The 22446-nt window shown below is 52.1% G+C and carries 20 protein-coding genes; 10 read left to right on the top strand and 10 right to left on the bottom strand.

What is annotated here, in order from left to right; translation table 11 throughout:
* Window position 1 precedes the first annotated feature (1 nt).
* From Pla22_RS12115 to Pla22_RS12125, 3 genes are all read left to right on the top strand, one after another.
* On the top strand, window positions 2–388 hold the full coding sequence (locus Pla22_RS12115) for a group II truncated hemoglobin (RefSeq protein WP_146514843.1): 387 nt from the start codon (window positions 2–4) through the stop codon (window positions 386–388).
* Between the two features lie 265 nt (window positions 389–653).
* Complete coding sequence (locus tag Pla22_RS12120; RefSeq protein WP_146514844.1) at window positions 654–1100, top strand: Hsp20/alpha crystallin family protein; 447 nt, start codon at window positions 654–656, stop codon at window positions 1098–1100.
* Window positions 1101–1284: 184 nt separating this feature from the next.
* Window positions 1285–2325 carry a nucleoside monophosphate kinase gene (locus Pla22_RS12125; RefSeq protein ID WP_146514845.1) on the top strand — a complete coding sequence of 347 codons (1041 nt, stop codon included), beginning with the start codon at window positions 1285–1287 and terminating at the stop codon, window positions 2323–2325.
* A 68-nt stretch (window positions 2326–2393) separates the two neighbouring features.
* Here Pla22_RS12125 and Pla22_RS12130 read toward each other — a convergent pair whose 3' ends face one another.
* The 4 genes from Pla22_RS12130 to Pla22_RS12145 form a co-directional block, all read right to left on the bottom strand.
* A complete protein-coding gene (locus Pla22_RS12130) occupies window positions 2394–3410 on the bottom strand; it encodes a PepSY domain-containing protein (RefSeq protein WP_146514846.1) in 1017 nt (338 codons plus the stop codon).
* 501 nt (window positions 3411–3911) lie between these two features.
* On the bottom strand, window positions 3912–4754 hold the full coding sequence (locus tag Pla22_RS12135) for a transglutaminase-like domain-containing protein (protein WP_146514847.1): 843 nt from the start codon (window positions 4752–4754) through the stop codon (window positions 3912–3914).
* Window positions 4755–4765: 11 nt separating this feature from the next.
* Window positions 4766–5809 carry a putative zinc-binding metallopeptidase gene (locus Pla22_RS12140; protein ID WP_146514848.1) on the bottom strand — a complete coding sequence of 348 codons (1044 nt, stop codon included), beginning with the start codon at window positions 5807–5809 and terminating at the stop codon, window positions 4766–4768.
* A 185-nt stretch (window positions 5810–5994) separates the two neighbouring features.
* Window positions 5995–6174 (bottom strand): hypothetical protein, encoded by a 180-nt coding sequence (locus tag Pla22_RS12145; protein WP_146514849.1) that lies wholly within the window; start codon window positions 6172–6174, stop codon window positions 5995–5997.
* Window positions 6175–6498: 324 nt separating this feature from the next.
* On the opposite strand from Pla22_RS12145, the gene Pla22_RS12150 reads away from it, so the two are divergent.
* The 3 genes from Pla22_RS12150 to Pla22_RS12160 are packed head-to-tail and all read left to right on the top strand — an operon-like array spanning window position 6499 to window position 14064.
* Window positions 6499–6714, top strand: coding sequence for a MerR family transcriptional regulator (locus Pla22_RS12150; protein WP_146514850.1), 216 nt, complete (start codon window positions 6499–6501; stop codon window positions 6712–6714).
* Window positions 6711–8813: a PAS domain-containing sensor histidine kinase gene (locus tag Pla22_RS12155; protein WP_146514851.1), complete on the top strand. Its 2103-nt coding sequence runs from the start codon at window positions 6711–6713 to the stop codon at window positions 8811–8813. The genes Pla22_RS12150 and Pla22_RS12155 overlap by 4 nt, the downstream gene beginning before the upstream one ends.
* Window positions 8806–14064, top strand: coding sequence for a CheR family methyltransferase (locus Pla22_RS12160; protein WP_146514852.1), 5259 nt, complete (start codon window positions 8806–8808; stop codon window positions 14062–14064). The genes Pla22_RS12155 and Pla22_RS12160 overlap by 8 nt, the downstream gene beginning before the upstream one ends.
* 359 nt (window positions 14065–14423) lie before the next feature.
* Here the strand turns inward: Pla22_RS12160 and Pla22_RS12165 are convergent, their stop codons facing one another.
* Window positions 14424–14603 (bottom strand): YqaE/Pmp3 family membrane protein, encoded by a 180-nt coding sequence (locus tag Pla22_RS12165; RefSeq protein ID WP_146514853.1) that lies wholly within the window; start codon window positions 14601–14603, stop codon window positions 14424–14426.
* A gap of 564 nt (window positions 14604–15167) precedes the next feature.
* Between Pla22_RS12165 and Pla22_RS25220 the strand changes: the two genes are divergently transcribed.
* The 3 genes from Pla22_RS25220 (at window position 15168) to Pla22_RS12175 (ending at window position 18258) form a co-directional block, all read left to right on the top strand.
* Window positions 15168–15338 carry a hypothetical protein gene (locus tag Pla22_RS25220; protein WP_165440617.1) on the top strand — a complete coding sequence of 57 codons (171 nt, stop codon included), beginning with the start codon at window positions 15168–15170 and terminating at the stop codon, window positions 15336–15338.
* A gap of 197 nt (window positions 15339–15535) precedes the next feature.
* Complete coding sequence (locus tag Pla22_RS12170) at window positions 15536–17002, top strand: mechanosensitive ion channel domain-containing protein (RefSeq protein ID WP_146514854.1); 1467 nt, start codon at window positions 15536–15538, stop codon at window positions 17000–17002.
* Window positions 16999–18258: a DUF2254 domain-containing protein gene (locus tag Pla22_RS12175; RefSeq protein ID WP_146514855.1), complete on the top strand. Its 1260-nt coding sequence runs from the start codon at window positions 16999–17001 to the stop codon at window positions 18256–18258. Before Pla22_RS12170 ends, Pla22_RS12175 begins: the two co-directional genes overlap by 4 nt.
* A 37-nt stretch (window positions 18259–18295) precedes the next feature.
* Here the strand turns inward: Pla22_RS12175 and Pla22_RS12180 are convergent, their stop codons facing one another.
* Window positions 18296–19546: an RNA polymerase sigma factor gene (locus Pla22_RS12180; protein WP_146514856.1), complete on the bottom strand. Its 1251-nt coding sequence runs from the start codon at window positions 19544–19546 to the stop codon at window positions 18296–18298.
* Window positions 19547–19660: 114 nt separating this feature from the next.
* Window positions 19661–20149 (bottom strand): DNA starvation/stationary phase protection protein Dps, encoded by a 489-nt coding sequence (gene dps, locus Pla22_RS12185; RefSeq protein ID WP_146514857.1) that lies wholly within the window; start codon window positions 20147–20149, stop codon window positions 19661–19663.
* Between the two features lie 268 nt (window positions 20150–20417).
* Between dps and Pla22_RS12190 the strand changes: the two genes are divergently transcribed.
* Complete coding sequence (locus tag Pla22_RS12190) at window positions 20418–20609, top strand: zinc ribbon domain-containing protein (protein ID WP_146514858.1); 192 nt, start codon at window positions 20418–20420, stop codon at window positions 20607–20609.
* A 234-nt stretch (window positions 20610–20843) separates the two neighbouring features.
* On the opposite strand, the gene Pla22_RS12195 is transcribed toward Pla22_RS12190, so the two are convergent.
* The 3 genes from Pla22_RS12195 to Pla22_RS12205 form a co-directional block, all read right to left on the bottom strand.
* Window positions 20844–21614: an SDR family NAD(P)-dependent oxidoreductase gene (locus tag Pla22_RS12195; protein WP_146514859.1), complete on the bottom strand. Its 771-nt coding sequence runs from the start codon at window positions 21612–21614 to the stop codon at window positions 20844–20846.
* A gap of 50 nt (window positions 21615–21664) precedes the next feature.
* Entirely contained in the window at window positions 21665–22015 is a 351-nt protein-coding gene (locus tag Pla22_RS12200; protein WP_146514860.1) for a hypothetical protein, read from the bottom strand.
* Between the two features lie 122 nt (window positions 22016–22137).
* Window positions 22138–22305: a DUF1328 domain-containing protein gene (locus Pla22_RS12205; protein ID WP_146514861.1), complete on the bottom strand. Its 168-nt coding sequence runs from the start codon at window positions 22303–22305 to the stop codon at window positions 22138–22140.
* Window positions 22306–22446: the final 141 nt, after the last annotated feature.

Below are 22446 nucleotides of genomic sequence, written 5' to 3' on the forward strand. Positions count from 1 at the left end.
AATGGACGATTCAACAACATACACCAGGCTCGGCGGCGAAGCACGTGTCAGGCAACTTGTCGACCGGTTTTATGACCTCATGTCCGAGTTGCCTGAGGCGGCAACGATCCGCAAGATGCATGCGGACGATCTTACTGAATCTCGCGACAAGCTGTTCAAGTTTCTCAGTGGATTTTGGGGTGGGCCGTCGTTGTATGTTCAGCAGTACGGGCATCCCATGTTGCGAGCGAGGCACCTGAAGTTTCCGATCGGCGAGAGCGAGAGGGACCAATGGTTGATGTGTATGAATCAAGCCGTTGACGACTTAGTCGAGGACAGCCAACTCGCCGCGCAGTTGAAGCAACGGTTTCTTCTTACCGCGGACCACATGCGTAATAAGCAAGGCTAAGGCCAAAAAATCAGTGCTGTTGGTAGCAACTTTTGGCCTGCAAATCGCCCGGATTGAGGGAGGCAAAATCTGGAGCACGCGGGTGCCAACACACGATTGGCACGCTCGTTGCAATTGTTGGTCTAACAATGCGACGCTGCTGCCAAGTTGACAGATTCCGGTAACCCGGGTCTTAAGGCGAGCTGAATCTTCAGGTAAGCCGAAACTTCAATCAGGCAGGGTCGCGGTTCAACTTAATGGTTCTCTCAATCGTGAGGATTTTGCTATGAAAAATATGACACGTTCGCTTTCCAATCAAGCACTCGGTTCGGTCGGTCGCGATTTGGAGAGCTTCTTTGACCAACTTTTTAGCCCATCGGAAATTGCCAACGGCTCCGCTGCAACCACCTGGATGCCAGGCGTGACGATTTGGGAAGAGGCCGACACGTTCGGGTTGGAAATGGAATTGCCCGGAATGACGATGGATAACATCGACGTCACTTTCGATGATGGTCGATTGACGGTACATGCCAAACGAGAACGGCAAGAGTCGGAAGGGCGTACCTATCGCTACGACGATCGTGGTTGGGGTGAAGTCACTCGTGCCGTCAGGGTTCCCGAAACCGTCGATCCAGATTCGATCGAAGCGACCTATGCCAATGGAGTGCTGCACATCCAATTGAGCAAGCGACCAGAGGTATTGCCTCGTAAGATCGAAATCAAAGCCAACTGATCTTTTCTTAGTCGGCACAACAACTGATCACGATGCGGCAGGCAGTCACGCGACTGCTTGCCGTTTTTCATTATGTTCAGGTGTCGCGATTCTTTCACTGGCGATACTTTTTGGTGGGCATAGGGGCTATGATCACGGCTTTCGTTGACGACCGAAACCTTTTGATGCTCGGGTACCAATTCTGATGGATGACAAGGCACAGCTTCCCCCGAATACTTTCTATGTGGAGGTTTCGGGGGCTGGACTTCCCGAGGTGGACGGCCTTTTTGTTCCATCCACGGCTCCGCCGACCAAGTCAGAATCGGGCACGGTATCGAGTCCGGGCTATTGGAACGGCAAAATGGCATGGGATCGGGCAGACGGTAAGTCGGCTCGTAGCCCAGCGCTTTCTTATTCTAATAGCTATCAGTCGTGGCGCATTTGTCGACTTGATGGGCATCTGGCCTACGATATTACTGGCGACGAAGAATTGCCGCCGACCGATAGAGCATGGCACGTGTATAAGAAGGGCGTTGCACCGGCTCCCAATGTGGTCTTGCATCACTATGACCCAAGAGAACCGTGTCCTCACCCGAACGTCGTATTTGTCCTCGGCGGGCCTGGCGCCGGCAAAGGGACTATGTGCGAACTTGCCCAATCGCAACTTGGTTGGACTCACCTATCCGCGGGTGATCTTTTGCGTACGGAACTGGACGGCGGCGGACCGAACGCGGCAACTATCCGGGAATTCACGACCGCTGGGAAATTGGTTCCCAATCATATTGTCGTTGCCATTCTTCGCGGTGCGATGGAAAGGATTACCCGGACGACTGGCAAGAACAACTTTTTGCTGGACGGGTTTCCTCGTTCACTTGGCAACTTAGAAGGCTGGTACGAAATCTTTGGTCGCGATTCGGAACTGCCAAAGATGTTGTATTTCGAATGCCCTTATGCCGTTTTGGAAAAGCGGATTTTAAGCCGAGCGAAATACACTGGACGCAGCGATGACAATGTCGTCAGTCTTAAGCAGAGGTTTGATACCTTTAAGGAAGAAACGCTCCCCACCGTTGAACTTTTTCGAAGCAAAGGGAAATGCGTCGAAGTGGACACCAGCCAAGACCGTCAGGCTGTCTATGCATTGGTTGCTGAGCATTTGGCCCCGCACACCAATCAAACGCTCGCGGCGAAACCTTTATCTGAAAGAGCCGAGATGTTGCTCGGACTGCGACCGTTTCCCAAAGACTAGCTTGTTGCTCTTGCACAGCATTGTTTCCGCTGCATCATTTCCGCAGCATTGTTTTCAAAGTATCGCTGCTACAGCATCGTTGTCGTGTAGAAGTACTGCATGCTGAAGTACAAGGTCACCGCTGTTAACAAACTGCCGCCAATCACCACGGCGCCCCAGCGCCGAGTGCGTTTGATTTGCCACCACATGACCAAACCGGTGATCGCCCACGACACCATGGCGATCCCCATAAGGTCAGCGAGTAAGGTCCAGAAAAACCTCGCATTCCAATGGGGTGATTGTCCATGCACGGTATGCAACCGCATCATGAATTCTCGCATGTTCATACCGGTACCTTCCAACCGAGTGACATCGACATGACCATCATTAAGCACGTACGTGATTCGAGCGGGCTCGCCGTCAACTTCGGCCAGGAAGTTCAGTTTGGTCCATCCATGCATCTTTAGTTCACCAGTGTGTTCGATTCCGACTTGCGGCAAGATCATGGATGCGGACTGTCGAGCCAGTGACGACGGTGCACGATCAAGCTTGATCGACTTCACGGCCGGAATCAGCCGTTTGGCAGGTGGCTTCTGATCGCGACTGACAATCTCTGCTTGCTGAACCAGTGGGTTGAGCCGGACGACGTGATTCTTTCCCTGGTGGTTGGTCACGAACATCGGCCAGTTGGTGAAGGCGGCTTCGTGATTTTCGTTCAGTCGAATTTCGGCGTCGCTTTGCTCACGCAGTGCGACGACGATCTGGTCCGCCAATTGTTCAGGACTTGGGAACTCGGCCATCGGCGTGCTGGACACGATGCTTGCCGGAACGGGGTTGATTTCGACATCCGGAAACAGCCCCTGGTGAGTAAACATCGGCCCCGTGACTCCGTAGAGCATGACCCAGGGAAGCAGGAAAAGTCCCAAATACAGGTGGGCTCGCCGGGCAACCATGATCAACTTTCCGGCTCTTCGTTTGCGCGGTCGTTTGAATACGACGCTGCCGGAATCGCTCAGGGTATCAAGGTTAGATTCTTGGTCGCTCGCGACATTTTCGGCCGATGCTGGTGCGCTAGATGGCTCTACGGTGGGACCTGTTTCTCGCATGGGACGTAGCTTTTGAGATTGAATATGGCGATTGAAATCAATACGACGTGGGAACGTTAAAATACAACGGCCCCAATCGTCGGCGACTCAACCGCGAACCACAAGACCACTGCGACCTTGAGGCACGAGTCGCCAATCAAAAGCACATCCCATCAAGATCGCATCGCCTGTCCAACACCGAAACCGGGTGTCGTGCATTCCTAGCCTTGGCATGAACGCATTCAGATAGAACGCACTCGCCCAGTGCGAACGCCGAGTCAGGTTCCACGCGGTTTATTGCTCGGGTCCGGTTCTGCTGAACTAGAGTTCGACGAGTCAAGGTTCGACGATTCGAGGTTCGACGGGTCAAGGTTAGTCGAGTCAAGCTCCGCACGATTTGCACGCGAAGCCATCCACATCACCATGCCTGTGAAGAGCGAGGCTAGGATTTCGACAGGCAGGAGAAGGATGCGGCGGATCATGTTGACAGTTCTTGCGGAAGCTCGGAATTGAAAATCTTCGCTATGCCGAACTGATGGCGGTTTGAACGTTGTCGGGATCTAGCAAGTGATCGCCTTGTTGTTGTTCGTCCGCCCAGACTTCCATTTCGACGCTTTGCGCATCTCCACGAATCGTCGAAAACGCGACGTCGGCCGCATCGCGACCGGTACCGATGCGAACGAAACCGCCGACAGGAGCCAAACGCGTTGCATCGAACAGGAACCAACGGCCTTCCAGGAATGCTTCAAAGAAGCCGTGGAAGTCCGGCGGCTGCAGATTGACCGCATACCCAGAGACGTAACGTGCGGGGATCCCCATCGCACGGCAAAGACTAATGGCTACGTGAGCGTAATCACGACACACGCCGCTGCGTTGCAAAAGTACGTCGCATGCGGTGGTGGTCGGTCCAGTGCTGCCCGGTGTGTACGTCAAATGCTCAAACGTCCAATTGCAGATTGCCGTGACACGCGAATAACCCGGCACAAGACCACCAAACTCCTCCGCGGCAAAACGAAACAACTTATCGGACTCGCAGTAACGACTGGGGTTCAGGTAGGTCAACACATCGGCCGGAAGGTTTTCGTAGTTGACTTCGCCAACGTTTGACGAGTCAACTTCTTCTGCGTGCAGTTCAACCGTTGCTTGATAAAGAATTGTTAAGTCACCAGGCATCGCATTTAAGCGAAGCAGTCGATTGCCAAGCGGTCCGACAGCGCACTCTTCCACCTTGTGAAAGGGATGCACCTCAATCGACTCTTCGGTAGTGGCTTGATAGCAGTTTTGAGCCACCGACACATTGAGTAGAAACGTTGTGGGGGTGTTCACGGTATATCGAAGCCGACTACCGACAAAAATTTGATTCATCAGTGGAAATCCTATTGGGAAGCTGGCATCGTAGTCGCCATCTCAGGCGCGAGTGTCATGCTTCGTAGCGAATGGACGTAAGAAAGTTTTTCAATCACCGCCGGCGACAACCGTTCGGGGAGTAATGGCAGTAGACCCAGGTCAAAGTTGTACTCGCTGACTTCGATCACAATGTCTAGAACCGAGGACACGAGTTGTTCGGCATCCGCTTTTGCCGAGAGATCAAGTTTTCTTTGAGATAGGTCACACGCCGTTGTTGCGATCGCCGTGATATCTAAGTACACGTTAACCGTTTCGGCGAAATCTTCCCACGGGTGCATTGTGGCGTAAGCACTAACGTGGTTGGCTGCCCAATTTGCCGGTGGACCTTGTTCGTAGTGGCGTTCCATGGCTTCGGTGTAATCTACCAAATCTGGGTTGCCGAAGAGATCATAGTATCGCTGGGGGGCGACACGACTTGCCCAGGCCCAGTCGATGTAATGCCCCACTTCGTGCCGCATATGCCCAATCAATGTCCGTTGCGGTTCGCCGAGACGTACACGTTGCCGCTCTCGATGAACGCTGTCCGCTTCCGCCATGTTGATGGTGATTAAGCCGTTTTCATGACCGGTGGTAACTTTCTCGAGTTCGCCATTCTCGTTGACGGTGTCCTCAAGAAATGCAAAGCGAAGCGGATGGGTTTGGTGAGTGTCGGCAACGTAAGGCGGAAATCCAAGGTCTTCGAGTTGATGTAGTAACCTTCGCTTAGCCGACTCGATGGCCGCCCAGCGATGGATGCTGTCAGGTTTGCTGAGCGGGGGAATAACGTCTGTGTATTCGCACCAACGACACAGCGCGTTCAGTTCCGCATTGTAAGAATGGCACACCCCATGAGCATGGTTGATGCAAGCGTGAGCCTGGGTTCCACAGGTATCGCAGTGGGTTGAGTTGCCTTTGATCGACAAACTTGTCAGGGAGTTACAAGATGTGCAGCGTCCAAGCTTAGCATTGCAAGACAAGCACTGATGGTTATTGAAGAAAATGCGATTGCCGCATCGACAGGTACCAGTTTTCATAGAGTGCGAGCGTGCTGTTCGGTTTGCAGGATGGTTAAATAGATAGCGATGTCGAAGTAAAAAGAACGAGAAGTCCGAAGGATGCGGCAAGATTGGAACAAGGTTGCCGCACCTGAGAACTCACAGGGAAGAACTCATAGAGATGTCGTCGTAAATTTGTATAGGGAATGCCTATTCGTTAACGCCTATTCGTTTACGTCTACCGAGATGCTTCCGTCGTCTCGGTCACGCTCGACCACGACATCGCCATCGGGGGTGTCAACGTCGAGAATGGTTTCTCTCTGATCGCATCCCAATGTGATAAAGCCGATCGTCAATGCGGCTGTGATTAAGAACAGATGGACGAGATCTCGAGCGGATCGCATGATTGTTTCTCTTCATCTCGGGTGATAAGTAACGCGGCGTTTGTGGGTCGCTTCATCGTTTCCGGCATCGCCCATTGGAATGTCTCGGGTTGGAATGCTTCGGGAACTCCCGCCGCCCTTCGTGCGGTGGTTGAATGGAGTGAACGCAATTGCTGTGCCGCGGGATAGGACGCGAGTCAAAACCCTCAAAATGCAGTCTCGCTACGCAAAACTGGAGCGTGGTCGACCAACATGAACGTTCTTTGACCGTGTCGTTGACATTGGTTGACTGCGGCTATCCAATCCGTCGGGTACTCAGCTTTGTAAGGTTGGAAGGTGATGCAAATGAACGTTCAAGACCAAGTAACGCGACTGCATGGCATGATGCGAGTCGGACAAGCAGCGAAGTATCTCGGCGTTTCCGCCGAGACATTACGGAACTGGGATCGTGCTGGTCGATTAGTCGCGACACGGCATCCGGTGACCGGATATCGCTACTATGAACCGAAGGATCTCGAGAAGTTTCTTGGTGAGATCATCAAGGAGCGAATGCCCTCATGAGCGAGTTCCTTGTCAAGTTCTTTGATACCGGGGACTTCCCGGCCCGTTGGCAGTGTGGCAATTGGTCAGACTTTCTAGGTTGGCTTCACATCGGTAGCGATCTTGCGACGTTTGCTGCGTACTACGCGATTCCGATCGTGTTGGTTTACTTCGCACGCAAGCGTCGTGATTTCCCATTCAAGAGAATCTTTTGGTTATTCGCTGCATTCATTTCGGCATGCGGAACCGTTCACCTGATCGAAGCTGTCATTTTCTACTATCCGATCTACCGTATTTCCGGGCTGATGAAATTGTTTACCGCGATCGTGTCTTGGGGCACCGTGATAGCGTTAATTCGATACCTACCGTTGGTGATGCACTATCCATCGCTCGCCGATACGAATGAACGTTTGAAGAAAGAGATTATTCATCGGCAAAAGGTAGAACGTGATTTGTTGGCCTCGCAAGCAGAACTGCTGAGCCAGAAGAGCGAAATGGATTTGATGTACAAAGCCGCGCCGGTCGGGATGTCACTTGTCGGACCAGACCTGCGTTACATACGAATCAATGATCGATTGGCAGACATTCATGGACTGTCGCGCGAAGCTCACCTGGGAAAACGAATTCGCGACGTGTTGCCCGATTTAGGGCAAAAGATTGAGCGTTTCTATCAGCGAATTTTGAAGACGGGGGAAGCCCAGCTAGACAATGAAATTACGGGGACCACGGACGCGTCGTCGAAACGCCGTACTTGGTTAGCTAGTTACTATCCTTTGAAAGGCGAGGATGGAGTCATTCATTCGATCAGCGCAGTGGTTCAGGATATCACCCAGCGCAAGGAAACTGAGCGACGACTCAAACAGAGTGAAGCAGCGGCTTTAGCGGCGAGTCAGTCCAAGAGTGAGTTCTTGGCCAACATGTCTCATGAGATACGAACGCCCATGGCTGCAATTCTGGGTTATGCAGACGTGTTGCTTGGTCACTTGAAAGACCCGGATAATCGCAATTGCGTCTTGATCATGAAACGCAATGGCGAACACCTGTTGGAATTGATCAACGACATATTGGATTTGTCTCGCATCGAAGCGGGCAAGATGGACGTTGAGGAAGAGCCGGTGGCATTGCCTCATCTTGTAGCCGACATCGAATCGTTGATGCAGGTTCGTGCGGAGGAAAAGAAGGTCATCTTTGAGGTCGATTTTGAAGGCCATATTCCGCACACGATCAAAACGGATCCCACGCGACTGCGGCAAGTGCTTATCAATCTGATCGGCAACGCAATCAAGTTCACCGACGAAGGCGAAGTGCGTTTGAAGGTGAAGTTCATTGAAGGCGATGAAACGCCATTGATCGAATTTGCAATCATCGACACTGGCATCGGCATGTCACCAGATCAGATAGACCGATTGTTTAAACCGTTCTCACAGGGCGATTCGTCCGTCACGCGGCAATATGGTGGAAGCGGTTTGGGTTTGGCAATCAGCCAGCGATTGGTGCAAATGCTGAACGGGAAAATGGAGTTAGAAAGCAAGGTAGGCGAGGGAAGTACGTTCTACGTTCATTTACCGGTCTCCTCGATCGGTGAATTGGAACTGGTCAAACCTGATTTGTTGGTGAAATCAAGCGAACCTCGAGATCTGCTTGCCGAAACACCTAAGCTTACCGGTAGGATTCTCGTCGTCGACGACCGAAGAGACGTCCGCCACATTAGCCAGCACTTCTTAGAGAAGGCTGGTGCGACGGTTTCGACGGCGGAAGATGGACAAGAGGGAATCGACATGGCGATTGCCGCTCGTGACGCTGGCAAACCTTTCGACCTAGTGGTCATGGACATGCAAATGCCCAATGTTGACGGCATGCAGGCGGTCGCTGAACTTCGGTCCGCTGGTATCGAATGGCCCATCGTCGCGTTGACTGCCGACGCAATGAAGGGTGATCGCGATAAATGCCTTAACGGTGGTTGCGATGACTATCTCTCCAAACCCATCGACCATGCAAAGCTAATCCAAATGGCGGCTAAGTTCACCCAGTCCGTAACGGCGGACGAACTACGTCAAATGCGATCCGAACGTGCGGCAAAGTTGCACCGAACTCTAACCCAGCATTCATCGAATGAGTAAGTCAGCACGGCCACTTGTCGTCGCCGTTGGTTCTTCAGCAGGTGGTGTGGAGGCTTTCACCGAATTTGTCAAAGCGCTAGGGGAAACTCCAGGGTTTGCCGTTGCATTCATCCAGCATCTTGATGCGGCATCAAAATCATTACTCGTTGACTTGTTAGCCGCCAGCACATCGCTGACGATCAAAGAAGTAACCGCTCGAACCAAGGTCAAGCTCAACACGATTTACCTTGCTCCGCCGGGAATTCTGCTGACGTTGCGAAAGGGTTTCTTGGTGCCCGAAGAATCCGATGATGCTGATCGACATGTTGCCTCGATTGACCAGTTTTTTCACTCCGTGGCTGATGATCAGGGTGAACGCGGATTGGGAGTTGTGTTGTCGGGGGCGGGAAGCGATGGCACACTCGGTTTGAAAGCGATTAGCGATTGTGGCGGGATGACGTTCGCCCAAGACGCTGCGTCAGCAAAGTTTGATTCAATGCCTCGGAATGCGGCAACCACTGGCGTTGCTGATCACGTCCTGCCGCCGGCCGACATCGCGGCGGAACTGATCAAGTACGCTCGGTATCTTGAGCAATCCAAAGGCTTGATGCAAACCACCGCTCACATGGACACCATCGAGCAAGCGATCCCTAAGATTACCGAACAGCTTCTGCGAGTCACGGGACATAACTTTCAGCATTACAAGATCAGCACGCTCGGACGAAGAATTCATCGGCGGATGCAGATTTTGAAAATCTCGCAAGTGCGTCGCTATGTTGAACAAGTGCAAAACGATCCCGACGAAGCGGGATCGCTGTTTCGTGAGTTACTGATCGGCGTCACGGCGTTCTTTCGCGATCCTGATTCATTTGAAGAATTGGCCAAGCAGGTCATTCCCAAATTGTTTCTGCGGCGGCAATCTAATGATCCGGTACGGATCTGGATCCCTGGCTGCGCGACGGGCGAAGAAGCCTACACGATGGCCATTCTGTGCCGTGAGCACCTCGATACGATCGAGGGTGATTACGCCGTTCAGATCGTAGCCAGCGACATTGATGTCCGTGCGCTAGACATAGCACGCAAAGGGTCTTACCCCATCGGAATTGTCGATCATGTATCCGAAGAGCGTCTGGATCGGTTCTTCGTTAAGAAAGGCAAACGCTACCACGTCAAGAAAGAGATCCGCGAGAGCGTCTTGTTCTCGCCCCACAATTTGATCAGCGACCCGCCCTTTTCGCGTCAGGACTTGGTTTCGTGTCGCAATCTGCTGATCTACCTCGGTCCTCATCTGCAGAAGAAACTGATACCGCTGTTTCACTATGCGTTGCGTCCGGGCGGCTATTTGTTTTTGGGGCCAAGCGAGAGCATGACTTCGCACAAAGAATTGTTTCGTAGCGTCAACGAGAAGCATCGAATCAGCCAGCGCAAAGGAACTGCGATTGGTAAAACGCCTCAGGCCGTATCGAAAGTGCCAGCGGTCGGGTCTTACCATCCACTGGGAAGTTCCTCTTTGGACGATGATAAGACAGACGCTGTTCAAATCATGCAGCGAATCATCTTGGATGAGTTTGCACCCAAGTCAGTAGTGGTTGATGAAGACGGACACGTGATTTGTTCGTCGGGGGAAATGAACAAGTACTTGTCGACCGGTGAAGGAGCGTTTTCGAACCGGATCGTCAAAATGGCCCGTCGCGGCTTGCGAATCGGTCTTCGTGCGGCCCTTCTGGAAGCGAAAGCCAAACGTCGGCGCATCGTGCATGAGAACCTGTCCGTTGAAACCGACGAGGGCAAACAACCCGTTATGATCACCGTTCAACCGATGATGCGGATCGGCGAAGACAGCGGGCTATTTCTTGTGGTTTTCCATGACGTTGGTCTACCGATTGAAGGGATCGGGAATCGCAAAGACGCCAATGGCGCAAGCGACGACGAATCCGAAACGGCTAATGTACTGACAAGTTCAGCGACCGACATGGAGGTCATGGTCGAACAACTTGAACGCGAACTGGCAACGGCTCGTGACGATCTCGAAAATTCGATGCAGGAGATGGAAGCGGCCAACGAAGAATTGAAGTCGTCCAACGAAGAACTGTTGTCGATGAACGAGGAACTGCAATCGGCCAACGAAGAGTTAGAGTCATCCAAAGAAGAGATTCTTTGCAGCAGCGAAGCGGTCGCACGAGCGAACAGCGATCTCGAAAACTTGTTGCGAAGTACTCGGATCGCGACGATTTTCCTAGACGAGGATTACTCAATCCGCAGCTTCACGCCGGCCGCGACTGATCTCTACGGGCTAATTCCAACCGACATCGGCAGGCCGCTTACCCAGTTGGTGCCCTATGTCCAAGAAATGCCCGCGCTTCCCGACGCAAGCGTTCTTGATGGTGAAAACCCGGTTAAGCACACCGTTCTAGGAACTAATGGGCGAACCTACATCCGCCGAGTATTACCCTATCAAGATCAAAGTGGCCAAAGCAGAGGCATCGTGGTTACGTTCACGGATGTGACGGACTTGAAGGAAAGCCAAGACCGACTCCTGGCCAATCAAGCTGAACTCGCTCAGGCAAAGGTCAAGATGGACCTCGCGATGGAAGTCAGCGGAGTTGCATCCTGGACGTGGGACTTCGAAACCAACCAGCCGTTTGCTGACTCTAATTTGAATCGGCTTTGGGGATTTAACGCCGACGAAAAACCTTCTCTTGAGGATCTTGTTGGGCGGATCGGGGAAGAGCATCGAGAGCGAATCGGCAGCGCCCTTGAAAACGTTTTCGAACGCGGTGGTCCCTATGACCAAGAACACACGGTTCACCTGCCAAGCGGGAAAACACGTTGGGTACGCGCGTTCGGTCGCGCGAACTCACCGACCGAATCTCCACGCGAATTTGCCGGGATCGTGACCGATATTACAGACCGGAAAGCATTCGAGCTCGACTTGAAGCAACGAGAATCTCACTTTCGGTCCATGACGGACGGCTTGCCGTTGATGGTGTGGACCAACGACGAACTAGGTCGACATCAAGTAGTCAATCGAGCTTTCTGTGAATTCTTCGGTATCAATGCCGACGAGACGGAAGACTTGTCTTGGCGAAAACTACTGCACGAAGCGGACGTCGAAATTTACTTGAGCCAATTTGCTCGCTGCGTTGCCGAGCGATCGAATTTTCACGCCGAGGTTCGTGCGCGACGTGCCGATGGTCAATGGAGATGGATCGAATCGTGGGGGCAGCCTCGGTTTTCGTCCACCGGCGACTACATCGGTCACATCGGAGCGAGCGCGGATGTGACGGATCGAGTTGAGGCGGTTCGGGATTTGGCCGAGAACCGACGTCGACTGGCTTTGGCCATGAACGCGGCAAGGATGGGGTCGTTCGTTTGGGATCGGATATCCAACGAACTCATTTGGGACGAGGAATGGATGCGTGCGGTAGGTCTGCAGCAAGAAATCGCTCACACCGGAGATGCGTTTTTCGATCGGGTTCACCCGGAAGACTTGGCTGAACTTCACCGCAACATTGCTCGAAGCCGAGACAGCGGCAGCGACTTCAAAGCCGAGTTTCGGATCATTCGCGACGACGGTGAATTGCGATGGCTAGCAGGCGTAGGCAACTGGATCCTTGACGGTGTGCCCAAGGGCGAAAAGCCATGCAAGTTGGCCGGGCTCAATTGGGATATCACCGAACAAAAGGAATACGAAAATGAAATACGTCTGAACGAAGAACGATTAAGAGTCGCGGCGGGGGCTGCTGGGTTTGGAATGTTCCACGTCGACATTGACAACAATCACGTCGATTGGTCGGACGAGTTTTGTCGGCTGGTAGGAATTGATCCCAATTCCAATTTGGATATGGCAATCGGTGATATGCCTGACTTTGTCCATCCTGCCGATGCCGAGAAAGTACGCATCAGTGTTCAGAAAATTCTTGACGATCTCGAAGAGCCAGATCATTGGTTCAATCACCGGATCCTGAAGAAATCGGGCGAAGTACGCCATGTACGCGTTCAAACTCGATCATTGTACGAAGGAGAAGGCGACAACAAGCGTATGAAGATGTTGGTCGGAACGCTTCTGGATGTAACTCAGCAAAAAGAATACGAAACCAAACTTCGTAAGCAAAAGCGAATCGCAGAAATCGCCAACGCGTCCAAGAGTGAATTTGTTGCCAACATGTCGCACGAGATCCGTACTCCGATGACAGCAATCCTTGGGTACGCTGATCTATTACAAGATCATATTCATAGTGAAGAGGCACGAGACCATCTAAGCACCATTCGTCGTAATGGCGACTACCTGCTTGAGATCATTAATGACATTCTCGATCTTTCGAAGATCGAAGCTGGCAAGTTAGACATCGATCTAGAGCGATTTCGACCCGAGCAAATCATTGAAGATGTACGAAGCATCATGGAAGTTCGCGCCAAAGAAAGAGGCTTGGAGCTAGAAGTCCGCTACGAAGGTCAGATACCGCGTATCATCGAAAGTGACGGCAAGCGGCTAAAGCAAATTTTGATCAACCTGGTAGGCAACGCACTGAAGTTCACGCATGACGGCCGAGTAGAAATGGTGATTTCGATGCGGGATGACAAGCTTGGAATCGATGTGATTGATTCCGGGATTGGGATGTCTTCCGAGCAACAAGACAGATTGTTCCAACCATTCACACAGGCTGATTCTCTAATCACGCAGCAGTTTGGTGGGACTGGGTTGGGGCTCGCGATCAGTCAGCGGTTAGCGGCGATGCTCGGCGGGGCGATTTCGTGCGAAAGTAAATTGGGATGCGGAAGTAAGTTCACAGTGACGTTCAGCACGGGAAATTTCCCGGGGATGGAGATGATTCAACCGGGATCGCTAGCTGAAACCTCGCCCTCGTCCGCCTTGAACGGTGAATCCGTTGTACTGGATTGTGAGATATTGATTGTCGATGATCGCCGCGACATCCGTTTCCTGAGTAAGCAAATCCTGTCCAAAGCAGGCGCGAAGATTACCGAGGCCGAGGATGGACTGCTTGGAATCCAAGCCGTCAAGAAGCGCATGGCCAATGGATCTAATTTCGACCTGATCTTGTTAGATATGCAAATGCCAAACTTGGACGGCTACGAAACGGCGAAGCAACTTCGCCAAATGGGCTTCTTGTCGCCGATCATCGCATTGACTGCTGACGCAATGCAGGGGGACATGAATCGCTGCATCCAAAGTGGTTGCAACGACTACCTAAGTAAACCGATCGACAAAGGGGCCATGCTCCAAATGGTCAGCCGCTTCTTGTTCGATTGAAACCACGCCACGAATCGCAAATGAACTGGTGCGATTTGGACTGGGCCCAGCTCGTGGCTCATGGCCCAAAGCCGACGCGCAGAATCAATCTTCAAGCACAGTATCAATCTTCAAGTATCGGGGCTGAAGTTTGCGATTGATTAACACTTGTGGCTGCACTGCTGAAAGTTTGAGTAACAGGTTCCGATAGCCGCTCGTGAAGATCAGATTGCTTGACTCGATCGGGGCCAACAAGAGGAAACGTAACTCCGTGATTGGTTTGGATGAAGGCGAATTGGCTGGAAGTATTCATGAGAACTAATAGTGTTTGAGAAAAACGTAGATGGATGCAGGTGAGAGAACTACAGGCAGTTCGCCCGTTACAGAACAACGATCAACGCGTGAATGACGCCGACGATCCAAAATCCGATCAGTGTCAGAACAACGTTCAAGAAAAACTGTGTTCCAATACCTTTGTCCATGAACACCGCCAACGGTGGCAGCAAGATCGCAAGGACAACTTTAAGAAGAGTGTTTTGATTGGTGATCGTGGTTGACATGGTCACGTGTCCTAATGGTTCATCAGACAAGACGGCCGATTGTTTGATGCAATATGAGGAAAGGGTCATGGCTAGTGCCGTCTGATGGTTGAGACGATGCAAAGCACATACCAAGGTCGGATAAATGATCAATCCAACGCACTCGGGTTCACACCTTTGAGGTCGCAAGCACGAATCGGTGTTGAATTGGACGAGGTTGCGATTTGCCTCGCCTTGTGGCCCTTATCGGTAGGTCGGCAATCCAAGCGTCTATCTATTTGTCGTACATCAATAGCCGTTAGTCGTATATCGTTTATCGCTCGCAAAGAAGTTCAATCGACGACACCTAGGGAGTCAGATTGTTTCGACAGTAGCGAAAGCTCGTTGTTAGCTGGCAATGCGTCCAATCGGGAATGTGCGAAATCAGTGTGCGAACTCAATGTGCGAACTTAAGCTGCAAGCTGTACGTGCGAGCTGGCGATAGACCGCGGGCGACTGTTGGTTCAAGTGTCGGTACAAGTGTCGGTACGGCGGTTGCGGTATAGGTGTGGTTCTGTTCAACCTCAACCTATGAAGGGCAAGACCATGTCTAAAGAACCCGGCATCATTGAAGAAACGAAAGATGCGATCATGGACGATCAGCATTCAATTGACGAAAAAGCACCCGGCACTCCCTTTATGCTCGTCGCTTTGAGCTATTTGGCAGTTCTGGCGGTGGTATGTGGGCTGTTGGCCCTAATCATGTGGGTGCTGTGATTTTGGCTCGTCTGCAATGTACGTGATGGTTGCCAATCTAGGCAGGATCGCGGTTGTTGTCGCATTGACCAAGTTGGCAGCGGATCAGTCATCGGATGTGTAATTGCAGTGAATAGAACTCCATACCGCACGGAATCTTGTGTTGGAACAGCGTTTGCGTTCCCGCGGAACAAACAACCCTTCCCCCAGGATTCCGCATGCTTCGTAAGAAAACGCTCTGCGTTCTAATCGCCGCTCTGTTGAGCTTTTCGTTTTTCTACTCAATCGGCGCGGCCCAAGACGAAGCGCCGACTGCGGACGCTGTCGCGGCAGAGGTGACTGCGGACCGCAATGGCGGTGGCAAGGAAGTTGAAGTCGCAGATGAAGTCCAGGTGGATCCCGTCAACAGCGACGACCGTATTCAAGATCGGTTACAGGAAATCATGGAGGCTACGGGGTGGTTTGAATCGCCCAGTGTTGAAGTAGATCGTGGCGTTGCATTCCTACATGGCACCGCCGACACAAAGAAACACCAGGCCTGGGCCGAAGCGACCGCGATGAAAACTTCGGATGTGGTAGCGGTAGTCAACCGAATTGCCGTTGAGGAACAACCGCTGTGGAATTTCGATCCCGCGGTGGCATCATTGAAGCAACTCGGGCGAGAGGCAACTGCCGTGCTTCCGTTGCTAGTCGTAGCCTTCGTGATCGGATGCTTGTTCTACTACCTAGCGATCGCGACGGCGAAGTTCACACGTTGGCTCACGGCCAACCGCATCGATAGCTCGTTGCTTCGGCAGGTGACGGGGAACGTGGTCGCCGTGATTGTGTTCATCGTCGGCATGTACATAGCGTTGCGTGTTTCGGGGTTGACTCGGTTAGCGGTGACGCTGCTGGGCGGTACCGGGCTAGTCGGGTTGGCGCTTGGATTCGCGTTCCGAGATATCGCAGAGAACTACCTCGCCAGCATTTTGCTTTCTCTCAATCACCCATTTCGAGTTGGCGATTTGATCGAGGTGGAAGGCGCCAAAGGGTTCGTACGAAAGGTGACAACTCGCGGAACAGTGTTGAGTACACTTGAAGGCAATCAAATCCAGATGCCCAATAGCACCGTCTACAAGGGCCAGATTATCAACTACACGGCGACTCCGCTGATTCGAAACGAATTCTCGATTGGGATTGGATTCGATGATTCCGTCACCCAAGCTCAAGAGATTGTCATGACAGTACTGACGGAACATTCCGCCGTGATTGGCGATCCTGCACCCATTGTCGTTGTCGAATCATTGGGTTCATCTACGGTTAATCTGCGAGCCTACTACTGGATCGACCAGGGGCAACATTCACCATTGAAGGTTAAGAGCAGCGTGATCCGACAAGCCAAGCAAAAACTGACGGAAGCGAAAATTACAATGCCCGACGAAGCACGTGAATTAGTGTTTCCACAGGGTGTTCCGGTACGGATTGTTGATGCTTCCGCAAGTGGCGAAGATCCGCAAGTCCTTGATGGTCAACTGCTAGATTCTCGGGATACCGTTTTGAACCATTCAGCTCGGGAAGCGACGGTTGAAGAACCTGTTCTCGATGCGACAGCGGGCGAAGGCGATTTGGCAACTGAACAAGACGAAGTTTTGCGAGCGACGAAGGACGATGAGACGGTCGATGGTGAGGCGAACCTCATCGCATGAGAGCCTACCTACAGCAACTGACTTACCGGATAAAAGGCAGCTATTGGTTCATTCCTTCGCTGATGGTTATCGGTGCGATTCTGCTTTCGCAGTTCACGATCTGGATTGACCGCGACTTTGGAAACGATTGGCTGAAAGACTTCTGGTTCGTTTCGATGAATCAACCCGATGGAGCGCGAGCACTGTTGGCCACGGTCGCCGGTTCGATGATCACGGTCGCCGGCGTTACTTTTTCACTCACTATCCTTGCTGTCTCTCACGCGACATCGCATTTCGGACCGCGTTTACTGGACAACTTCATGCGTGATCGCGGCAACCAGGTCACGCTCGGCACCTTCGTGGCAACGTTCCTCTATTGCTTGTTAGTTCTACGGGTGGTGCGTGGTGGAGGCGAATCGAACGATCTGGGCGTTGAACTGGGCGCTTTTGTTCCTCAGTTGTCGTTGCTAGTTGGGTTAGTGTTGACGATTGCTAGTGTCGCAGAACTCATCTATTTCATTCACCATGTTCCAGACAGCATCCACATCAGCACAGTGCTGCAGCGATTGGCTGTCGACATGGATGCGAAGTTTGACGAACTGTATCCCGAGACGCTTGGTGACCCACTTGATCCGGATCAACGGGATCAAGATCGTTCGCTGAACTTCTCGCACACGGTGGAATCTGCTCATAGCGGCTATCTGCAGGGAATAGACGATACCGAGCTGCTGGAATTTGCTAAAGCGAATGACTGTGTATTGCGATTGTTACGTCGTCCAGGCGATTTTCTGAGACTCGGCGAACGTATCGTCGAAGTAACACCGGTGGACGATTGGTCCGACGATCACGTCAAGCAAATCCAGCATGGCTTCACCATTGGGTTTTCTCGGACGCCCACCCAAGATGCTTTTTTCACGCTGAATGAATTTGTTGAGGTAGCAACGAGAGCCCTGTCGCCTGGAGTGAACGATCCATTTACGGCGATGCAGTGTATCGATTGGCTATCCGACGGTCTGGTGAAGCTATCCCGCCGACAGCTCCCCAAACTCAAACGGGTGGATTCGGAAGGCGACATTCGCATCATCATCTCGCCCGTGGGCTACATCGACTTTGTCGATGCGATGCTGGGACAACTAGTGCCTTACGCGAGCCGAGATGAGAACGTGCGAAAGTATTTCATCGACTCGATGGAACGCGTGATTGCGATTTCGGAAGCTGCCGAGTTGAATCAGTTGATCAAGAAACAAATTCATCGCATATCGACCGTGCACGCCTGAGCAGGGTATCACTCGACAACGCGGGTGTGCATCACGACTAGGAATTGCGACTATCAAGCTCGCTTAGCTTCTTCGCTAGAAAACGTTGCTCCGATGACTGCTTACTTAACCGCATAGCAGTCTGAAAAGCCTTCCGTGCGTCACTGAACCGACCTATGCGACTAAGCAGTTCGCCGCGTGCCGAATGAGCCAAAGCATAGTTCGACAATTCGCCATGTTCTAAGAGAGAATCAATTTGGAATAGGCCTGCCGCTGGTCCATTACGCATTGCGACCGCGACCGCTCGGTTGAGTTTAACGATCGGGCCGGGCGAAACTTGGCTTAGCAGGTCATAAAGGCCAACGATCTGTACCCAGTCGGTCTTGTCGGCAGTCGGGGCTTCGGCGTGCAATGCTGAAATTGCTGCTTGCAAGGTATAGGGACCGACATGCCGTGTCGCAAACGCTTGCGCCACGAGCTCGCGACCTTCGCGTATTAAAGTCTGGTCCCAAAGCGAACGATCCTGGTCGTCTAACAGCACGATATCACCAGCTTCGTCGGTGCGAGCGTTTCGCCGCGACTCGTGAAGCAACATCAGAGCGAGTAACCCCATCACCTCAGCGTCTGGACACAGGGCGAGGACGAGTCGACACAGCCGAATGGCTTCAGTTGTTAAATCGCCACGGATAAGCGTTTGACCAGCGGAAGCAGAATAGCCCTCGTTAAAGATCAAGTAAATTACGACCAAGACGCCATCGAGACGTTCGGGCAATTCATCTCGGTCAGGGATCTCGATCGGAATTCCGGCTTCGCGAATTTTCGCTTTGCCCCTGACTAAACGCTGGGCCATCGTTGTGGGAGTGGTCAGGAAGGCGCTTGCGATTTCCTCGGTAGTAAGCCGACACACCTCACGCAACGTTAACGGTACCTGAATTTCGGAGGCAATCGCCGGGTGACAACAAGTGAAGATCAACCTTAGCTGGTCATCTTCGATTGCGGTGGAGTTCTTTGACTCGTTGACACCCCTTACGTTTTCTAATCGTTTCGCAATCTCGCTGGCTCGCTCAGTCAAACGAGCCTGACGCCGAATGAGGTCAATTGCCTTGAACCGGCCTGTCGAGATAAGCCAAGCCGTCGGATTATCAGGGATGCCTTCACGAGGCCATTGGATAAATGCACTGGCAAACGCTTCCTGCATCGCGTCTTCCGCTAGGTCGAGATCGCCAAGCAAGCGAGCTAGTGACGCGAACACCTTTCCCGACGAGCCGTGAAAGATGTCTTCGATAGTTTGAGATTTCGATGAGGCCATAGACGACCATTTTCATCGAAATCGGTTAACCAATCTAGCGTGGACAATTAAGTGCAATTGAGTGGAATCTGACTCCATCAAAGGTCTTCGCGTCGATCAACATTCGATGCGGATTTAGACTTCTTGAGCCTGTAGCATCCACAAATGCTTTTCTAATGGGCCAGAAATTGCGATCAGCATGTCTTCGCTGATTGGATCGAGGTCGCCGAGTTTTTCGATCGCTGAACGAAGCCCATCAATCGTTGTCTTTGTAGCATCAGCAACGCGGGTAATGGTGCTTTTTACATCGACAAAATCGTAGGGGTACGATTCCAGGTCACTTTGCTCACTAACCGTGGATGCTCGACCGTCCGCAGCAATCCCCAGTGCTACGATACGCTCGGCTACCTCATCACTTGCATCACGCACCGTGGCGATGATTTCGTCAAGTTGCAAGTGGATGCTGCGAAAGTTCGGTCCGACGACGTTCCAGTGGGCCTGCTTCATCAACAGCGCAAGATCGATCAGGTTGGTCAAATTTTCTTGAAGAAGAGATGTGACTTGCTCGTTAGTTTCAGATTTAAGAATGTCGCGCTTGAACTGTGTCTTGATTGCCGTTGCCATCGTTGAAAATCCTGTTAGTGGAAGTAGTAAGTAGTCGTAGGTGCCAATCGCAAGACCTCACAAACGAGTAAAGTTGGCGCGTTGGCGTCCGATGTGATCCAGAACCGGACAGTTGAGGACCAAAAACAGAGGGTGCAAACAGTGGGCCAAAACGCGATGTGCGAAACTGTATTTTTTCTGGCTCACAAGTTGCTTGTAGGTTTACTGCTCCGCGACGAATATCTCGTCGTTTCCATGTTCTATCTACCGACTTTCCGGAATGCCTCTCATGACGCTGAACAATCAAAACAAGTCCGAAGCCAGTCCGCTCAACGAGGTGCCGTGTCCGCATTGCGGTGTGGCCGTCGATGACCGTGCACCAGCCTGCCCGAACTGTGGAGAGAAGATCTATGTGGAACATCCGGGAGGAATTACACCCACGAAGCATCGCCAAATTCCCATGAATCGCCCTCCTGAGTAAAACAGCCGGCGGATTTGAATGTTCGGCCTGCCCTTGCTAGCTGCGATATATAGGGGCAAGACGGGAGAGCCTAGCCGCCGACTGTCAGTCTGCATCGAAACGGCATAGAGAACTTTGTTGGGCTTTCACTCACCATACTATTAGCCAATTCGATTGGCCGTGCGAACAAGTTGTTCGTCATGCAATTTGTTCGTCATGCGATTCGATGATCAAGAGCGACTGATCGCCAGCGGCTTATACGCCCTGCATTCTCGCGACGATTTTTCGCGTCACGATCCGCGGCAAGAAGCTAGTCGAAGTTACCATTAATCGGTTTTGCCAGCCTGGAATGACGATGTCTTCGTTGTTGCGGTATCCCCTATAGCCCGCTTTGGCGACGTCCAAGGCGGACATCGTTGACTTAGAAAACATATCGAGCCGGCCCATCCCCGAATCATCGCCGAAACCCGATTCCGTTGGTCCGGGTTCGAGACACGTCACATGCACTCCGGTCCCTTTCACCTCTTCACGCAAGCCCTCCGTGAACGACAGGACATACGCCTTACTGGCGTAGTACACGGCCATGTTGGGCCCGGCTTGGTAGGCAGCGATGGATCCGACGTTGAGAATTCCTCCCGAACCGCGTTCGATCATTTGTGGGAGTAGTTGGCGGGTTAGTCTAGTCAATGCAACGACGTTCACCATCAGCATGTCAGTTTGTCGGTCGGCTGATAACTCGGTGAACTTTCCCAATGCACCAAATCCAGCGTTGTTGACCAAAGTCTCTATCTCGAGACCTCGGTCTTGAAGACGTTCGCACAATCGGTCCACAGCCTCAGGCTTGGAAAGATCGCTAATGATCACATCAGCGCGAACACCAAACGAAGATCGGATGGTTTCAGCTAACTCGGTGAGTTTGTCCTCGCTTCGAGCCACAAGTACGACGTCGTTGCCGTCCTTCGCAAACTGCTTTGCGAGTTCAAGGCCGATTCCCGACGAACTTCCTGTTATTAATGTCGTACTCATAGTTTCTTGCAATTCCTAGATGTCGTTAGTTTCCGATTAAATGGACCGCCCTACGCGTCGGTCGCAGAGCTAATGTTGGCAGCTTTGGGTGGGTTGTCGTCGTTGGGAGTGCGGGATTCCCATTGGGCGAGTTCGCGAAATTTGGTCGCAAGCTTGCCGGTGATTGAGGACAATGCTCCGCCGCGATGCATCGCTTGCTCGCCACATTGATCTTTCACTCGGTTCTCGACGTTTGTCATCAAACCTTCGTTGGACTTCCACACATAGCCGCTCATCAACAGTGACTTTAGCAGTCCGTCTCGGCGCTCAATCAAATCTTGATTTTCACCCTTCAGCGACTCGCAAACCAGTTTGGCAAGTTCGTTTAAGGTTGATTCAATTTCAGGGTTCGTCTCGTCCATGGGTTTACCTCAGAGTGCATGAGAAAAGCGGCACACAAAAACGTGCGCCGCTTTTCGAATTGGGTGCTCCGTTGAAATCAACGAGCGGAAAATTTTGATGTTCCACACGGGAAACGTGGCGATTAGACCACTGGTCCACGACGGCCCATGATCAGACCGATCACGAACAGGACGAGGAATACAACAAACAAAATCTTTGCAATCGAAGCAGCGGTACCGGCGACTACACCGAACCCGAGAACTCCTGCGATGAGTGCGATAACCAGAAACGTCAAAGCCCAGCCTAACATGGCAATCTCCAAAAGTGAAAAGTAGTTCTGCCGCGTGCGGTGAACGTCACTGGTCACGCGTTTGGCTTGGTATGCAACGCGATTGCCGTGCCAAAGCGATCTGGAAATTATCTCAAAGGCAATGCCGAAGCAGTACCATCG

Origin of the sequence: Rubripirellula amarantea, assembly GCF_007859865.1 — a bacterium.
In the GTDB taxonomy this organism is placed as follows: Bacteria; Planctomycetota; Planctomycetia; order Pirellulales; family Pirellulaceae; genus Rubripirellula; species Rubripirellula amarantea.

Bases quoted from the DNA above. Each gene is read 5' to 3' on its own strand.
- Pla22_RS12175 (WP_146514855.1), top strand. From the start codon at position 16,999: ATGAGAGCCTACCTACAGCAACTGACTTACCGGATAAAAGGCAGCTAT.
- Pla22_RS12145 (WP_146514849.1), bottom strand. From the start codon at position 6,174: ATGCGATCCGCTCGAGATCTCGTCCATCTGTTCTTAATCACAGCCGCA.
- Pla22_RS12130 (WP_146514846.1), bottom strand. From the start codon at position 3,410: ATGCGAGAAACAGGTCCCACCGTAGAGCCATCTAGCGCACCAGCATCG.
- Pla22_RS12165 (WP_146514853.1), bottom strand. From the start codon at position 14,603: ATGTCAACCACGATCACCAATCAAAACACTCTTCTTAAAGTTGTCCTT.
- Pla22_RS12195 (WP_146514859.1), bottom strand. From the start codon at position 21,614: ATGAGTACGACATTAATAACAGGAAGTTCGTCGGGAATCGGCCTTGAA.
- Pla22_RS12135 (WP_146514847.1), bottom strand. From the start codon at position 4,754: ATGAATCAAATTTTTGTCGGTAGTCGGCTTCGATATACCGTGAACACC.
- Pla22_RS12205 (WP_146514861.1), bottom strand. From the start codon at position 22,305: ATGTTAGGCTGGGCTTTGACGTTTCTGGTTATCGCACTCATCGCAGGA.
- Pla22_RS12155 (WP_146514851.1), top strand. From the start codon at position 6,711: ATGAGCGAGTTCCTTGTCAAGTTCTTTGATACCGGGGACTTCCCGGCC.
- Pla22_RS25220 (WP_165440617.1), top strand. From the start codon at position 15,168: ATGTCTAAAGAACCCGGCATCATTGAAGAAACGAAAGATGCGATCATG.
- Pla22_RS12200 (WP_146514860.1), bottom strand. From the start codon at position 22,015: ATGGACGAGACGAACCCTGAAATTGAATCAACCTTAAACGAACTTGCC.
- Pla22_RS12140 (WP_146514848.1), bottom strand. From the start codon at position 5,809: ATGAAAACTGGTACCTGTCGATGCGGCAATCGCATTTTCTTCAATAAC.
- Pla22_RS12150 (WP_146514850.1), top strand. From the start codon at position 6,499: ATGAACGTTCAAGACCAAGTAACGCGACTGCATGGCATGATGCGAGTC.
- Pla22_RS12115 (WP_146514843.1), top strand. From the start codon at position 2: ATGGACGATTCAACAACATACACCAGGCTCGGCGGCGAAGCACGTGTC.
- Pla22_RS12120 (WP_146514844.1), top strand. From the start codon at position 654: ATGAAAAATATGACACGTTCGCTTTCCAATCAAGCACTCGGTTCGGTC.
- Pla22_RS12180 (WP_146514856.1), bottom strand. From the start codon at position 19,546: ATGGCCTCATCGAAATCTCAAACTATCGAAGACATCTTTCACGGCTCG.
- Pla22_RS12170 (WP_146514854.1), top strand. From the start codon at position 15,536: ATGCTTCGTAAGAAAACGCTCTGCGTTCTAATCGCCGCTCTGTTGAGC.
- Pla22_RS12125 (WP_146514845.1), top strand. From the start codon at position 1,285: ATGGATGACAAGGCACAGCTTCCCCCGAATACTTTCTATGTGGAGGTT.
- dps (WP_146514857.1), bottom strand. From the start codon at position 20,149: ATGGCAACGGCAATCAAGACACAGTTCAAGCGCGACATTCTTAAATCT.
- Pla22_RS12190 (WP_146514858.1), top strand. From the start codon at position 20,418: ATGACGCTGAACAATCAAAACAAGTCCGAAGCCAGTCCGCTCAACGAG.
- Pla22_RS12160 (WP_146514852.1), top strand. From the start codon at position 8,806: ATGAGTAAGTCAGCACGGCCACTTGTCGTCGCCGTTGGTTCTTCAGCA.